The sequence below is a fragment of the Aliivibrio fischeri genome (genome assembly GCF_009727955.1).
Classification (GTDB): Bacteria; Pseudomonadota; Gammaproteobacteria; order Enterobacterales; family Vibrionaceae; genus Aliivibrio; species Aliivibrio fischeri_A.
The window spans coordinates 1-15,836 of record NZ_WOBR01000012.1 but is presented as its reverse complement, the minus strand read 5'-3'; the positions used below and the strand labels follow the sequence as shown (position 1 = coordinate 15,836).

14 protein-coding genes and 1 riboswitch are annotated in these 15,836 nt (G+C 38.0%); of the genes, 10 read left to right on the top strand and 4 right to left on the bottom strand.

Features of this window, described 5'->3' with window-relative positions:
- Positions 1-10 precede the first annotated feature (10 nt).
- The gene (locus GNP81_RS16520) at positions 11-553 is read left to right on the top strand and encodes a chorismate lyase (protein WP_155675004.1); all 543 of its coding nucleotides are present in this window, start codon (positions 11-13) and stop codon (positions 551-553) included.
- Complete coding sequence (gene ubiA / locus GNP81_RS16515; RefSeq protein WP_155671302.1) at positions 550-1,407, top strand: 4-hydroxybenzoate octaprenyltransferase; 858 nt, start codon at positions 550-552, stop codon at positions 1,405-1,407. Before GNP81_RS16520 ends, ubiA begins: the two co-directional genes overlap by 4 nt.
- A 76-nt stretch (positions 1,408-1,483) precedes the next feature.
- On the opposite strand, the gene plsB is transcribed toward ubiA, so the two are convergent.
- Entirely contained in the window at positions 1,484-3,907 is a 2,424-nt protein-coding gene (gene plsB / locus GNP81_RS16510; RefSeq protein WP_155671300.1) for a glycerol-3-phosphate 1-O-acyltransferase PlsB, read from the bottom strand.
- A gap of 241 nt (positions 3,908-4,148) precedes the next feature.
- On the opposite strand from plsB, the gene lexA reads away from it, so the two are divergent.
- From lexA to dinF, 3 genes are all read left to right on the top strand, one after another.
- Positions 4,149-4,775 (top strand): transcriptional repressor LexA, encoded by a 627-nt coding sequence (gene lexA, locus GNP81_RS16505; protein WP_005421350.1) that lies wholly within the window; start codon positions 4,149-4,151, stop codon positions 4,773-4,775.
- Positions 4,776-4,900: 125 nt separating this feature from the next.
- Entirely contained in the window at positions 4,901-5,695 is a 795-nt protein-coding gene (locus GNP81_RS16500; protein WP_155671298.1) for a class I SAM-dependent methyltransferase, read from the top strand.
- A gap of 126 nt (positions 5,696-5,821) precedes the next feature.
- Positions 5,822-7,153 carry an MATE family efflux transporter DinF gene (gene dinF / locus GNP81_RS16495; protein ID WP_155675003.1) on the top strand — a complete coding sequence of 444 codons (1,332 nt, stop codon included), beginning with the start codon at positions 5,822-5,824 and terminating at the stop codon, positions 7,151-7,153.
- A 66-nt stretch (positions 7,154-7,219) separates the two neighbouring features.
- Here dinF and sthA read toward each other — a convergent pair whose 3' ends face one another.
- Positions 7,220-8,635 carry a Si-specific NAD(P)(+) transhydrogenase gene (gene sthA / locus GNP81_RS16490; protein ID WP_017019516.1) on the bottom strand — a complete coding sequence of 472 codons (1,416 nt, stop codon included), beginning with the start codon at positions 8,633-8,635 and terminating at the stop codon, positions 7,220-7,222.
- Between the two features lie 234 nt (positions 8,636-8,869).
- Between sthA and fabR the strand changes: the two genes are divergently transcribed.
- Positions 8,870-9,547, top strand: a complete 678-nt coding sequence (fabR, locus tag GNP81_RS16485; protein ID WP_005421344.1) for an HTH-type transcriptional repressor FabR — start codon at positions 8,870-8,872, stop codon at positions 9,545-9,547.
- Between the two features lie 50 nt (positions 9,548-9,597).
- Positions 9,598-9,972, top strand: a complete 375-nt coding sequence (locus GNP81_RS16480) for a YijD family membrane protein (protein ID WP_155671294.1) — start codon at positions 9,598-9,600, stop codon at positions 9,970-9,972.
- Positions 9,973-10,027: 55 nt separating this feature from the next.
- Here GNP81_RS16480 and trmA read toward each other — a convergent pair whose 3' ends face one another.
- On the bottom strand, positions 10,028-11,134 hold the full coding sequence (trmA, locus tag GNP81_RS16475) for a tRNA (uridine(54)-C5)-methyltransferase TrmA (protein WP_155675002.1): 1,107 nt from the start codon (positions 11,132-11,134) through the stop codon (positions 10,028-10,030).
- A gap of 148 nt (positions 11,135-11,282) precedes the next feature.
- Positions 11,283-11,506: riboswitch (cobalamin riboswitch) on the top strand.
- Positions 11,507-11,552: 46 nt separating this feature from the next.
- On the opposite strand from trmA, the gene GNP81_RS16470 reads away from it, so the two are divergent.
- The 3 genes from GNP81_RS16470 to murI all read left to right on the top strand — a co-directional run bounded on the left by GNP81_RS16470 (position 11,553) and on the right by murI (position 14,972).
- Positions 11,553-13,400 (top strand): TonB-dependent receptor domain-containing protein, encoded by a 1,848-nt coding sequence (locus GNP81_RS16470; RefSeq protein ID WP_155675001.1) that lies wholly within the window; start codon positions 11,553-11,555, stop codon positions 13,398-13,400.
- A gap of 48 nt (positions 13,401-13,448) precedes the next feature.
- Positions 13,449-14,120 carry a Dph6-related ATP pyrophosphatase gene (locus GNP81_RS16465; protein WP_155671290.1) on the top strand — a complete coding sequence of 224 codons (672 nt, stop codon included), beginning with the start codon at positions 13,449-13,451 and terminating at the stop codon, positions 14,118-14,120.
- 66 nt (positions 14,121-14,186) lie between these two features.
- A complete protein-coding gene (gene murI, locus GNP81_RS16460) occupies positions 14,187-14,972 on the top strand; it encodes a glutamate racemase (RefSeq protein WP_155671288.1) in 786 nt (261 codons plus the stop codon).
- On the opposite strand, the gene GNP81_RS16455 is transcribed toward murI, so the two are convergent.
- The gene (locus GNP81_RS16455; RefSeq protein ID WP_155671286.1) at positions 14,935-15,417 is read right to left on the bottom strand and encodes an RNA recognition motif domain-containing protein; all 483 of its coding nucleotides are present in this window, start codon (positions 15,415-15,417) and stop codon (positions 14,935-14,937) included. The two genes, murI and GNP81_RS16455, sit on opposite strands and share 38 nt — an antisense overlap.
- Between the last annotated feature and the right edge of the window lie 419 nt (positions 15,418-15,836).

Genomic DNA, 15,836 nt, shown 5'->3' with positions numbered 1-15,836 from the left:
TATAGAGAATATGTCAGATATCAATTCTTGGTGTGCTTCTGTACTAAAAAGAGTGCAGTGGCAAGAGGCCGATACATTTGAGTGTAGTAACGATCTGCAGCGTTATTGGTTGCTAGGATTAGATTCACTATCACGTCGTTTAGAGCAACATTGCCATGTGTTATCGGTATCGGTATTGGATAATACCCATGTGAACCCAAATAAATTAACCGTAGAAGAGAAAGCTCTTCTTAGCGGAGAAGTGTGTTTGCGTCGAAAAGTTATCTTAAAAGGCGATCAGCAGTCATGGGTTTATGGTAGAACATTAATTCCATTATCATCATTGCAGGATCAACCACATGATTTAACTCGTCAAGGTCACACACCTCTAGGTATTACAGTATTTAGTGCTCAAAGTGCACATAGAGATAAATTACAAGTAGGAAAAATAATGACAGAAAGAGGAGAGTTGTTTGCTCGTCGTTCTCGATTATGGATGAATAATAAACCTATGTTAGTTGCAGAGTTATTTTTACCAGAAGCACCCATTTATTCAAAGGAAGTGGAATCATGAATATGTCAAAAGCAGAGGCGTTTTGGCAATTGACCCGAATGAATCGTCCAATTGGTTCTCTATTACTTTTATGGCCAACATTATGGGCTTTATTTTTAGCAGCCGATGGATTACCTGATTGGCATGTACTTATTGTATTTGTATTAGGTGTCGTTTTTATGCGCTCTGCAGGGTGCGTGATTAATGATTTTGCGGACCGTAAAGTGGATGGTCATGTAAAACGAACGGCTAATCGTCCATTACCTTCTGGACTTATTTCTTCAAAAGAAGCGTTGTCTCTTTTTGCTGTTTTGGTTGTGTGTTCTTTTATTCTCGTTCTAACCATGAATACCTTAACGATTATGCTATCGGGTATCGGTATTGTTCTTGCAATTGCTTATCCTTTTATGAAACGAGTGACGTATCTCCCTCAGTTTGTACTTGGACTAGCATTTAGTTGGGCGATTCCAATGGCATATGCGGCAGAGTCGAATCAAGTTCCCCCTGAAGCATGGTTACTGTTTGTGATTAATGCTTTGTGGACGATTGCCTACGACACACAGTATGCAATGGTGGACAGAGATGATGATGTAAAGATTGGCATTAAATCAACCGCCATTTTATTTGGACGTTATGATAAAACCATTATCGGTTTATTACAGTTATCAGTATTGGCATTATTGATCGTATTAGGTTCTCAATTAGCACTTTCAGGTGTGTATTACTGGGGGATATTAGCGGCTGCTGGATTTTTTGTGTATCAGCAATGGTTAATAAAAGGACGTGAAAGAGAAGCTTGCTTTAAAGCGTTTTTAAATAATAACTATGTTGGTGGACTAATTTTTATCGCTATCAGTGCTAGTGTGTTAATTTAAGATATTGTTTTTAAAGAAAAGCCAGTATGAGTCATCTCATACTGGCTTTTTTGTATTTAAAGAAAAGGACGTTAAATTAGTCTTCTTTTGTCATTACTGCATGAATCGTTAGTTTGATTTCAGGAGTAAGAAGGTGCGCGATATCTTGTGATAATGGCTCAACTTTACTTAACACTGCTGCACCATCTTCATCAAGGTATCCTTCTGTTTTTAGAGTATTAAACAGAATACAGAATACGCCTTTATCAAAGAACTCAGGTGCATTGATACCATGTAGACGACTTAAACGCTGAGCCATGATTTGGCTTTGCTCTTCTAGTTCATCTTTACCCAAATCTGGAGATGCTTGAAGATGCGTTAGTGCGATTGCATAGCGTTGCAGAGTTTCTGAAATAGTATGAGCAAGTAAATGTAACTTACGAATGTTCGCATTACACAGTTGCAGCGTATCGCCATCACGTAAAATCAGATTTTGTTGCACTAATTCATCAATATGATTATTTACAATAGAAGCTAATTCATCTTCTTTATAATGTAAGAACAACTCCGCTTTTAGGAAAGGATAAATTAATTTTATCTGTTCCTGAATTTGCTCTACGGTAATTGTGTCATGGTGAACGACGAGTTTTGCAATTAATGATGGTAGTGCAAATAGATGAATAATGTTATTTCGATAGTAAGTCATCAGTAGTGACTGATTGCGATCTAGTGAAACAATCTCACCTAGCGTATCTTTTTCAATAACAAATTTATCTAGCTTAATGGCATGTTCTAGTAAGGCGTCAGCATCTTCACTTGGAACTGTTGCCGTTGCTGAGTATGGAACATTACGCAGAATTTGCAGGTAACAATCTAATTGTTCAGTTAAGTCTTCTTTACTTAGTGCTCGTTGGTTTGCAGCAAGTAAAGCGGTTGCACATAATGTTAATGCGTTAGCAGCAGCTGCGTCATTAATATGTGTCATCATCTTATTAGCGATGCCGTTTACGACAGGTGTCATCCATTCTGGTTTTTGTGGTTCAATCGGGTTGATTGATTCTGACCAGTTTGGCGCATGCTCATTTAAGTAATGGTTTAATGAGATAGGCTCACCAAAGTTAACGTAACCTTGTCCGAAATTACGTAGTTTGCGTAGTGTACGTAATACCTGACCTGCATTTTCTTTTTCTTTACGCTTACCACGTAGTTCTTTTGCGTAAGTGGTTACTTCCATTACGTGTTCATAACCAATATAAACAGGCACTAAAGTAACTGGGCGGTTTAAGCCACGCAGCATTGCTTGTACCGTCATTGCTAACATACCTGTTTTCGCTTGTAGTAAACGACCGGTACGAGAACGTCCGCCTTCACTGAAGTATTCAACTGAGTATCCTTTTGCAAAAAGCTCAGCTAAATATTCACGGAAGATGGTTGAGTACAGGCGATTACCTTTAAAGCTACGACGAATAAAGAAAGCACCACCGCGACGGAAAATAGGACCCGCAGGGAAGAAGTTTAAATTAATGCCTGCAGCAATATGCGGTGGAACTAAACCTTCATGATACAAAACATAAGAAAGGAGTAGGTAATCCATGTGGCTACGATGACAAGGAACATAAACAATCTCATGACCCTCTTGTGCTAATTTACGCACAGTAGAAGCGTTATTGATGTTTAATCCCTGATATAAACGGTTCCATAACCATTTTAAAATACGGTTACCATTTTTAATTAGAGAATAAGAGAAGTTGGTAGCGATTTCTTCCATGATACCCATGGCTTCTTTACGCACTTTCTCTACATCGACATTTCGACTTTTTGCTTCTTCTAAAATGACTTTCTCAATCGCTTGTGATTTTAATAAGCGATTAAATAGCGCTTGGCGATTAGGTAGGTTAGGACCTGATGCCGCTAATTTTTGGCGAGAAAAGTGTATTTTTGCAACACGCGCTAGTTTATGCGCAATGGCTTCATCAGAGCCGTGGTTATCAGCCATATAACGTAAAGATACTACTGGGCTAATACGAACGGTTGAGTCTCGTCCTGCTTTTATTAACGTGACAAATTTTTGAGGTCCGTTAAGTGGCATTAAGTGAGGCTTACTTGTTCCTTCTTTACCTGGCTTTCTTCCCCATAAAATAGAGGTAGGGATCAGTTGGAAATCAGCGTCTGGATTATCAGCATGGTGTTTTAATACAATCTTAAATAAATCGAGTGACTCTTGTGGAAGATCGTCATCAGTATCGAACATTTTTGGTCCGATAGAAGTAAATACATAGCGTGGGTATTTAACGCCTTCAATCTCGATAGGAGATAGAGGGTCAGGTAAACCAAGTTCTAGAGCACTTTTTTGTAGTGTAAGTAAATCCACATGTGAACGAAATGGTAGTGCGTAAATAATTGGGCGCTCAAGATCAATTTTTAAATCTTCAATAGGATTCGATGGAATCGAGCTACTCTTCACCATTACCGATAGTGGTAACTTTAGTAAAGAATGATAAATAGTGTGTCCTGTAGACATAATGACAATAACGCCTTAGTTATGTACCGAGCAGTCGGCCGTATAATAGATGCTTACAATTTCAGGCAAGAATAGCAGAACTGGTCAAACCTTTTAATAGGGATGAACAGAATATCCGCAATTGTATGAGTCATATGACAGAAAAGTAAGCGATTTTGTCTTATTTTTAATCAATAGGTCTTTCAAAGCATAGCACAGCTGTATATACTCACAGTGAACTGTATAAACAGACAGGTGATTTATGAAGCCGCTAACGGCAAGACAGCAAGAAGTCTTTGATCTTATCAAAGCAAAAATTGATGATACTGGCATGCCACCAACACGTGCAGAAATTGCTCGTGAGTTGGGATTTCGTTCTGCGAATGCGGCGGAAGAGCACTTAAAGGCATTAGCACGTAAACAGGTGATAGAAATTATTCCTGGCGCATCTCGTGGGATACGTATTCTATTACAAGATGCTGATCATCATGATGAAGAACTAGGTGTTCCGTTAATTGGTCAGGTAGCGGCTGGAGAGCCTATTCTTGCTCAAGAGCATGTTGAGAGCCACTATAAAGTTGATCCTGGAATGTTTAAGCCACAAGCGGATTTCTTATTACGCGTGAATGGCGAAAGCATGAAAGACATCGGCATTATGGATGGTGATTTACTTGCGGTTCATAAAACTCAAGACGTTCGTGATGGCCAAGTGGTTGTTGCTCGTGTTGATGATGATGTAACGGTAAAACGTTTAGAGCGTAAAGGCTCAATGGTATTTCTTCATGCTGAAAATGAAGAGTTTTCACCAATTGAAGTTGATTTAACCTCTCAAAGTTTAAGTATTGAAGGTCTTGCTGTTGGCGTGATCAGAAGTACAACTTGGATGTAGTTACAATCTAGCCATTTAGATTGATGTCATATAATCGTCATTATCGCTTGTTTAGCTGAAATAGATCTTTACAAGTGGTAATGATAGTTATTATCATTTAACCTTATTCTCAAAGGATGATGATAATGACAAACCTCGGCCATAAAATTCCTTCACGTTTATTGCAGCCTCTCTGGTTAAGAAGCCGTGAAAGTATGATCGACAATGGGCTCATTTATGACCCTATTGCTGCAGCGGCTTGTCAGCGCTGTCACCTTTCTGCTGAATGTCTCTCTGGAGATATAGATCAAAAACAGCTTCTTCATGCCACACTGACGGTTCAGTGTGATCAGCAAGTTTCTAAATTTCTAAAATCAAATCCATCTGGCTGGGTTGTCAATGTTGGTGCAGGGCTAGATACGCGTTTTTATCGTTTAGATAATGGTCGTTGTCATTGGCTTGAACTTGATATTAATGAAAATTTGCTTTGGCGCCAAAAGCTCTTTCATACCAATGAACGATATTATTTACGTTGTGGTTCTGTATGCGATGATCATTGGATAAATGAGCTTCCTGTTCCTAATAATGTGCCAGTCATGATTGTGTGTGAGCAAGCTTTGTTAGATTGTACTAAAACTCAACTATCTAAATTTATTCAACTGCTTGGTCGTCGTTTTAATCATGCAGAAGCGTTATTCGTTGTAGCAGGTGATCGCTGTAATACTATGATAGGCAAAAAGCTTGGTAGTGCAGAATATCAACATGGCTTATATCAGCCGAAACTTGATTTCACTGGTTGGTTGCCATGGATTGAAAGCGTCTCGGTAACGTCTCCTATAGAGCATAACTGTACTCGCTGGAAAGCATGGCAGCGTTGGTTAGCTAAATTCCCATTGTTTAAGCACAGAGTGACGCCGTTGCTGATTCATATGAATTGGTAATAGTAAAATAAGCTTTAATACCAATTGTTCTATTTAATGACATGAGTATAAATTGAATGGTGTAAAGGTTTAGGATTGAAAGAAAGTAAGCAATAATGCAGTTACTTTTTTCTCTCGGTACTCTCTATGTGGCATTCATTAAGAAACCTTTCATTACATCGGCAAGTACTAGCATTAGCCATACCGATGGTACTATCAAATATCACGATTCCTTTATTAGGATTAATTGATGCTGCAGTTATTGGGCATTTAGAACATGCGTGGTATTTAGGTGGTGTCGCTGTTGGTGGCACGATGATCAGCGTAACATTCTGGTTGTTGGGCTTTCTTCGTATGGCTACTACGGGGTTGACCGCTCAGGCTTATGGTGCAAAAAATAAAAATGCACTGAGTCAGACGTTTTCTCAAGGCATTTTTCTTGCTCTGTGCTTTTCTTTTGTTTTATTGCTTTTTCATCAGCCACTTTCTCAGGTCATTTTTTCATTTAGTGACGCCTCTGCTGAAGTGAAGCATTATGCCGAGCAATATTTCTCTATTCGTATATGGAGTGCACCTGCCGCATTGAGTAATTTGGTTATTATGGGCTGGCTACTGGGAACGCAAAATGCTCGTTATCCTATGTGGTTAGTTATCATAACCAATAGCATTAATATTATTCTCGATCTTTTATTTGTTGTTGGTTTTAATTGGAAAGTTGAAGGTGCGGCACTTGCTTCCGTTATTGCCGATTATTCCTCATTAGTAATAGGTTTGTGGTTTGTTTTAAAACAGAGTAATAAGCTTGTATTACCTAGCTTTATTATGTCTCTATCAGATTTATTATCGGGTTTTAAGCGTCTCTTGAATTTAAATCGAGATATATTCTTACGTTCTCTGTGCTTACAAGCTTGCTTTACTTTTATGACGTTTCAAGGGGCATCATTAGGTGTAGATATTGTTGCTGCAAATGCAGTATTAATGAGCTTCTTAATGATGATTTCTTATGGCATGGATGGATTTGCTTATGCAATGGAGGCAATGGTAGGAAAGGCGATTGGAGCAAAAAGTAAAACTCAGCTAGCGGATTCCCTCATTGGTACGACTTTTTGGAGTTTAGTGATAAGCAGCTTACTCAGTTTGGTATTTGGTGTATTTGGTTATCAGTTAATCGCAATGATATCTTCAATTGAAGATGTGCAAAAAACAGCGCTGATTTATTTACCTTGGTTAATTGCTATGCCATTGGTATCAATGTGGTGTTTTTTGTTGGATGGTATTTTTGTTGGAGCAACCAAAGGCTCTGAGATGAGAAACTCTATGTTTATTGCAATGATAACCTTTTTCTCGGTTTGGTGGTTAATGCAAGATAGCGGAAATCATGCGCTTTGGGCTGCTATGATTTCATTTATGGCAATGCGTGGTTTTAGTTTGGCTGTGACATTCTATTATCAATGGAAAAAAGCAATTTTCCTATCATAGGCCAAATGCAATATCTAATTGATAGTTAAATAAAAAAAGGGCTGTATGGTGCAGCCCTTTTTATAATTAAAATAATCTATTTAGACCATTGAGTGCGGCAACTCGATAAGCTTCTGCCATTGTAGGGTAGTTAAATGTGGTATTGACAAAATACTCAATAGTATTGGCTTCGCCTTTTTGTTCCATAATGGCTTGACCGATATGAATGATTTCAGCCGCACGTTCGCCAAAGCAATGAATGCCTAATATCTCTTTGGTTTCACGGTGGAATAATATTTTTAGGCTTCCGATATCTTTACCAGCAATCTGTGCTCGTGCTAAATGTTTAAATGATGAGCGGCCAACCTCGTAAGGTACTTTTGCTGCGGTCAGCTCTTGTTCCGTTTTTCCTACAGAGCTAATTTCAGGGATGGTGTAAATCCCAGTAGGAATATGATCGATGAGTCTAGCTTCCGCTTTTCCTTTAGTAATGGCTTGAGCGGTAAATCGTCCTTGGTCATAAGCTGCACTGGCTAAGCTTGGGTATCCAATCACATCACCAACCGCATAAATGTGCTCGACGTCTGTTTGGTAATTATCATTTACTTTTAATTGGCCACGAGAATCGGCTTCTAGACCAACAGCTGAAAGGTTTAACTTGTCCGTATTACCTGTTCGTCCATTTGCAAAAAGTATGCAATCGGCTTTCATTTTTTTGCCTGATTCTAAATGCATGATCACACCGTCATCATTTGCTTCGATATGCTCAAAATTTTCATCATTGCGAGTGACGATACCGCTGTTCCAAAAATGATAGGAAAGCGCATCTGACATTTCATTATCTAAAAAGGAGAGTAGGCGATCACGAGTATTAACTAAATCAACCTTTACACCTAATCCTCTAAAAATCGAAGCGTATTCACTTCCAATGACGCCTGCACCGTAAATAATGATATGACGAGGATCATGCTTAAGAGATAAGATAGAGTCGCTGTCATAAACACGACTATGGTTAAAGTTAATACCTTCAGGACGATATGGACGAGAGCCAGTAGCAATAATAAATTTATCTGCTGTGTAGGTTTCAATCGAGCCATCTTTTGCTGTAACCGCAACGGTATTTTTTTCTACGAAACTCGCTTCTCCAAAGATGAGAGAACATTGGTTGCGATCGTAAAAACCTTGTCTCATTCGGGTTTGCTTATCTATTACGCTTTTCGCATGACCTAAAATATCCGAAAAAGTAGAATGAAGACTGGTATTATTCTTACAGTAAAGAGGGTTTGAGTTAAACTCGATAATACGACTAACAGCATGACGTAGCGCTTTCGATGGAATCGTACCCCAGTGTGTACAACCGCCACCAACACTTGGTTCTCTTTCAATAATTGCGACATTTAAGTTGGCTTTAGTAAGACCCATTGCAGCCCCTTCTCCACCTGGGCCACTACCAATTACAATGGCATCAAAATGGGTTGAACGTATTGGGGTTGAATTAGTCATTATTAGCGCCTTAATTATTATCAATATCGCAACATTGCTAACAAAGTATTTTAACCTTTTCATTCGTTTGGTAAATCAAGTGATTAAGATAGAGTGGAGAGGATCACGTTGTTTATGGAAATCTGTCGTATTAGTGATTTCATTATTTACATAGGTAAGTAGAAATCGATAATGTGGGTTGGCGGAAGTTTGTGATACCCATTTAATTAAATCACGCAACAAACGGTAAAGTATATGTATCCTGAATTTGAAGCTGATGATCTCAATGCAGTATCAGAAGTAAAGCGCCCTGTGAGTGCAAAAGGCGTTCGTGCTCAACAAAAAGAAAGAACTCGAAGAACCATTATTGACGCTGCTTTTTGCCTATTATGTGCCGAGCGAGGTTTTACGAGTTTAAGCTTGCGAGAAGTTACTCGAGAAGCCGGAATTGCTCCAACATCTTTTTATCGACACTTTAAAGATATGGATGAGTTGGGCCTAACTCTAGTGGATGAGGGGGGGTTGATATTACGTCAATTAATGAGACAGGCTCGCCAACGTATAGTCGTAGAAGGGAGTGTTATTAGAACTTCTGTCGAAACTTTCATGGAGTTTATTGAGGGAAGCCCTAACGTCTTTCGCTTATTACTACGTGAACGTTCAGGAACGTCACCCGCTTTTCGTGCTGCGGTAGCAAGAGAAATCCAACACTTTGTTGCGGAACTTACCGAATATTTAGTTGCCACAACAGGGGTAGCTCGTGAAGAAGCATTGGTTCAGGCTGAGGCATCGGTAACACTTGTATTTAGTTCAGGAGCAGAAGCGTTAGATTTAGACTCGGCATCACGAACTGAATTATCTGAGCGACTCATTTTTCAATTGCGAATGCTCTCTAAAGGAGCGTATTGGTATCGTAAAGAAAATGAAAAATAGAATGTAGATGCATTGATCGCAGTGAATCAATGTCTGTATGAGGTAAGAACATGACACATGAAAATAGTAGAAATGAACGAAAGACATTAGCGCTATCAGTGGTGGCAGGTCTTTGTTTAAATGCCGTTTGGGTTGGATTAACAGTAACTGAAGTTGCTTTCTCAATTTTTCCAATTATTGCATTGGTTCTAGCGGCTCAAGGTTTATACCAAGAATATTTACGACCGCCAGTGAGTGAAGATACTCCGCTTATTGCCGTGGCTTGTTTTTTTGTAGGATTGTTTGGTCATTCAGCATTAGTAAAAGCACAATATCCAGAAGCGGGTTCTAATTTCTTTTCGATTTTAGTTGCTCTGGCTTTGTTACTTTGGATTGGTGTGAAAATGGGTATTTTAAAAAAGAAAGATACTCACACTGAAGTATAAATAACCGTTCATAAAAAAGGCTCAGAACATTACGCTCTGAGCCTTTTCTTTAAGTTTATTTTCTTTCTAAGAAAACGCCTGCTTCCATATGGTGTGTATATGGGAATTGGTCAAATAAAGCAAAACGCGTAATGTTGTGTGTTTGGCTTAAAATTTCTAAGTTTTCTTTTAGCGTTTCAGGATTACAAGAGATGTACATAATACGCTCGTAGCCTTGAACCATCTTACAAGTCCCTTCATCCATTCCAGAACGAGGTGGATCAACAAAGATAGTGTTGCAGTTATAGCTTTTTAAATCGATGTTTTGATCTTTTAAGCGTCTGAACTCACGTTTACCTTCCATAGCATCAGTAAAATCTTCAGCTGACATTCGAATGATTTGTACATTATCAATGTTATTCGCTGCAATATTGTATTGAGCAGAATCAACAGATGGTTTTGCTAATTCGGTTGCTAAAACACGATCAAAGTTTTTCGCTAATGCCAATGAGAAGTTACCGTTACCACAGTATAATTCAAGTAAATCACCTTGACTGTTTTGCGTGCAATCTACAGCCCATTCCAGCATTTTTTGAGCAACAACGCCGTTTGGTTGTGTAAAACTATTCTCAACTTGTTTGTACGTTAGGATATCGTCATTCACTTTAAGTTTTTCAATAACAAACTCTTGGTCTAAAACGATTTTCATTTTACGTGCACGACCAATGATATTTAGGTTAAAACCTTCATCATTCAGACGTTGTTTTAATGCTTTCGCTTCTTCTTTCCAAGCATCATCTAGTTGACGGTGATAAAGCATCGACACCAAAATTTCGCCACTAAGGGTTGATAAGAAATCCACTTGGAACATTTTATAGCGAAGTGTTTTACTCTCTTTTACTGCTTCTGTTAGTAATGGCATCAAATCGTTAATTAAACGGCTTGCAGGTAAGAAGTAATCAACACGGTATTTTTCTTTGGTTTCTTGGTTGAACATGACGTAATACATTTCGTCACCTTCATGCCACACACGAAATTCAGCACGCATGCGGTAGTTTTCAGCAGGAGAGGAAAAGACTTCCAGTTCTGGAACATTAAATTCAGAAAACATAGCAGAGAGTGCTTCTGCTTTTTCATCTAACTGTACTTGATAATTTTCTGGGTTCATGACTGATTGTGTCATCGTCTTGCCTCACGCTGCTCAAAATAAGAGCGCCGATTTTATGCGATAGAGATCTGTTGTCCAGTATTTGTGTGTTATTGATCGAAACTAATTAATACTAAGACGTGATATTGAGCGCATAAACCTAGACAAAGATAGTGTAGGTCACTACTATTTCGCCCATGTTGGTGCGCTATTTTTAATATTAATTATAGCCTGAATAGGGAATCTGGTGAAAATCCAGAACTGACGCGCAGCGGTAAGAGAGAACGAAGGTACAATTTTTCACACTGTTAATTTTAGATGTTTAAGGATATCGACGAATAATGGGAAGTGAGTACTCTAGGTTAACTGCTCTCAAGTCCGAAGACCTGCCAGCAATAAGTAATACATTACGTATTGCTATATGGACTTAACGCGATTTTAGGAAACAACGGAAATGAAGAAAACTGCCTTAGCGACAGCTGTAGTGTCGCTGCTTTCACACGCCTATACATCCCCTGTATTTGCTCAAAATACCACAACAGAAACCGATGAAACTATGGTTGTTACTGCGAACAGATTTGAGCAGTCAACAGAAGATGTTATTGCACCAATGAGTGTAGTCACCAAAGAAGAGATTGTTCAGATTCAAGCAAAAACGATGACGGACATTTTAAGGTTGCAACCTGGGATAGAAGTCGCAAGCAATGGTGGTATTGGTCAAAATGCCTCTATTTTTATGAGAGGAACTAACTCTGATCATGTATTGATTTTAATTGATGGTTTTAGAATGAACAGTTCCATTAAAAGTGGAATGAACATTAATAAGATCCCTGTAAATCAAGTCGAAAGAATTGAAATAATTCGTGGTTCTGGAGCGGTAATGTATGGCTCCGATGCTGTTGGTGGTGTGATTAATATCATCACTAGAACGTCTTCTGATAATCAGTCGAAATCAGCAACCATTGGTGCTGGTAGTGATAGATATAAAGAAGGAAACTTTGCAGCTAACACTAAGGTAGGTGAAAACGGACATTTAAAAATGGCTGCCGGATTCACCCAAACAGAAGGCTACAATGTTAATCCTCAGCCGGGATTAAATGATGGAGATAAACATGGCTTTGAAAATAGCCAGTTTATGTTGAACTACGAGCACCAGCTTTCTTCTTATGTAAGTCTTTTTACTGGTGTTAGATGGTTTAATAGCACATCAGAATATAACCATTATACAAATACAAAATCTCGATCAGAATCAGAATCTACGGTTTATTCTTCAAAATTATCTTTTCATAAAGATGCGGTTTCATCAAACCTAAGTATTAGTTATCAAGATGACCAAACTCTGGAATATCATGAGAATGGAGATCTCGATTCTGAGCAAAAAATTGATCAGCTAAATATGCAATGGGCTAACCAAATCAAACTAACGGATGACTGGTTAGTTAATGCAGGTGTTGATTGGACTGATGCGAAAGTGAAAGCTGACATTACTGATTGGTCAAATAAGGTAATTATTAATGAAGGTGAAAGTCGTACGTCGACTGGCGTCTATCTTGGAACTCAATATCAACTAGAGCAATTAAAGTTAGAAGCAAATACTCGATTTGATAAGCACGATAAGTATGATGAATATACAACGTGGGGTGTTGGTGCGAGTTATCAAATTAATGATATTTACAAAGTAAGTACTGCTTATAATACAGCGTTTAAAGCGCCATCATTTTATGATTTATCGACAGCTCCAGATTTAGAGCCGGAAACGTCAAAAAATATTGATGTTAGTCTTGCAGCAGTATATAGCCTAGTTAATGTTAATTTATCTCTTTATAAGAACCGTGTAGATAATTTAATTGTATATTATGACGCTCCAAATTTTGCAGGCTATAGTGCGAATGTTGATGCTGATATTAAAGGTGCTGAGTTAGAGTTGTTATTTGATACTGGAGTTATTTCTCATACATTGATCGCTGAGTATAAAGATCATGAGGATACAGAAGGTCAACAACTAGCAAGAAGAGCAAAACAGAATTATAAATGGATGGGTAATGTAAGTTTAGGAGATCTAGACCTGAACCTTTCTTATATTTATACAGGAAAGCGCTCTGATTTACCTTCAGCCCCAGGTGTTGAAACCGCTTATCTTGATCCATATTCATTGTGGAGTGTTGCTGCTGCTTATTGGGTAACGTCAGATCTTGCTGTTCGAGGTCGAGTTGAAAACTTATTTGATGAAGAATATGAAACGGCGGGCGGCTATAAACCTGCAGAGCGATCATATTATGTTAGTTTAGATTATCAATTTTAATTTGATTTAAGACCGCCTTCATTGGCGGTTTTTCATTTTGAGGTATGAATGAAAAAGAAAGTTATTATTAGTTGGTCATCAGGTAAGGATTCAACACTCACTCTTATTCGATTACTTGAGAATCCAGACTATGAAGTTGTTGCTTTATATACGACACATGTAGCAAATGAAGTCCCATTTCAAGTAACTCCATTATCAGTTGTTCAAATGCAAGCTGATTTAGCTGAACTTCCTTTAATAACGATTGAATTGCCTACCGTATTCCCTGCAAATGATGAATACCAATATCTAGTGGTGAAAGGCTTAAAAGAGTCTGGTATTGAGTTCGACGCAGTAGCTTTTGGTGACATGTTTTGCAATGGCATTGTTGAATATCGTAAAAGCTACATTGAAAAAGCAGGTTGGGAGTGTGTTTTTCCTTTAATAGGGCAATCAAGTAGGGATTTGGCAGAAGAGATTATTTTATCAGGCATTAAAACAATTCTTGTTACAACTGATGGGACTCAACTTGATAATCAATTTTGTGGAAAAATATACACAAGAGAATTAATTGCACAGCTACCAATAGGAGTAGATCCTTGCGGAGAAGATGGTGAGTTTCATTCTTTAGTGGTTAGCGCGCCATGCTTTAAAGGTTCAATCCACTTATCTGAGATGCAAATTGAAAAACAACAGCGTTTTACTCATCTGCGTTATAACGCTTCTGTTTTACAAAATTAGTGCAAGAGGTATGATTAGAACTCATCTTCTCATATCGGCTTACAATTAGAGTCTGTGGTTTCAGTTATGCCAAAACACATTTTGATTTTTGATTCGGGTATCGGTGGGTTATCGGTATATAAAGAAATTAAATATCAGTTACCTTTAGCTAAGTATATTTATGCGTTTGATAATGCGGCATTCCCTTATGGTGAACTAACTGAATCGGTACTTATAGAAAGAACGACGCATATTGTCTCTCAGTTGTGTTCTAAATTTCCTATAGATATCGTTGTGATTGCTTGTAATACAGCAAGTACCGTTGTACTCCCTTCTCTTAGGGATAAGTTAGATATACCTGTAGTAGGTGTTGTTCCAGCCATCAAGCCAGCAGCACTTGTATCAAATAAGATAGGCTTACTTGCAACACCAGCAACAGTAAAGAGAAGCTACACGTATGATTTGATCAAATCTTTTGCCCCTATATCTGATGTTCTGTTATTAGGTTCAACACGATTGGTTGAAATGGCAGAAGAAAAAATGGTTGGAGTCGATGTAAATATTGATGAACTAAAAGAGATTTTATCTCCATGGGAAAATAAAGTAGATACGATTGTTCTTGGGTGTACTCATTTCCCTTTTTTGAAAAACGAAATAAAAAAAGCGCTTGGAAATAAAATATTGCTTATTGATTCTGGGGAAGCGATAGCTAGAAGAGTTAAGCAGTTATTAAAAAGTGGGAAAGAAGAAATGATTATTTACGAGGGAGAGGTGTTTTGTAGTGCCTCATCTATAAAAGAAGAGGCACTAAATAGTACATTCAAAAAACTGGGTTTTAGTTCTCTTCAGTATTTGGATTACCCGAAGTTTTAGGATCATTAGCAATACGCACCTTCAGAGTACGCTGATCAAATTCGTTATTGTTTAAATTTTCAATAACGTTGTCGGCGTCTTTCGTTGCAACTACTACGAAACCAAAACCTCTTCTTTTACCCGTACGTTTGTCTTTCATTAAACGCACAGCAAAAACATCACCAAATTCAGCAAAGAGTTCTTTTACATCTGATTCATTTGCACGATAAGGTAAGTTACCTACATATAATGTAGTACTAGCTTGATCTGAGGTTGGAGCAGTATCAGCAGAACCATCTGAGTTTGGTTGTGCTGGAGCTTTGTTAATAGTTAAAACCGTAAAACCTGTAATCACTGCGCCAAAAGCGAAAGCAAAAGCTGGAGATACTGTTGGGAATAAAGAGATTGCACCGGCACCTAGTGCAGCGATAGCAATAATAGCAATGTTTGAATTAGTAGATTTCATGATAAGTAAGGTCTAGTAAATAAATGGAAAGTGATGAATTAACAATAAAATCACATTGATACTACTTATATTGTTTATCAATTGCCAACTAATTAAGCCATTGTTCATTTCTTGTAGGGGGTTTGTTTGAAAAAAAGTGATCTGTGTAGAAAATAATCACTTAGATGAATATTTTTAAATATCGCTTGCCAATCCTAATCAGCTCTCTATAATGCGCCTCCGTTCCCAAGGAAAAGATTAATAACTTTAGCCATGAGAACGACAAGTTTTAGGACTTCAAAATAAATTGAAAATAATCCTTGACTTAATAAATTGGCTCTGTATTATACGCAGCCTCAAACGACGAAACGGAAACGCAAGTCGTTGAAAGAAAAGCTCTTTAACAATTTAACCAAATCAATCTGTGTGGGCACTTGTGA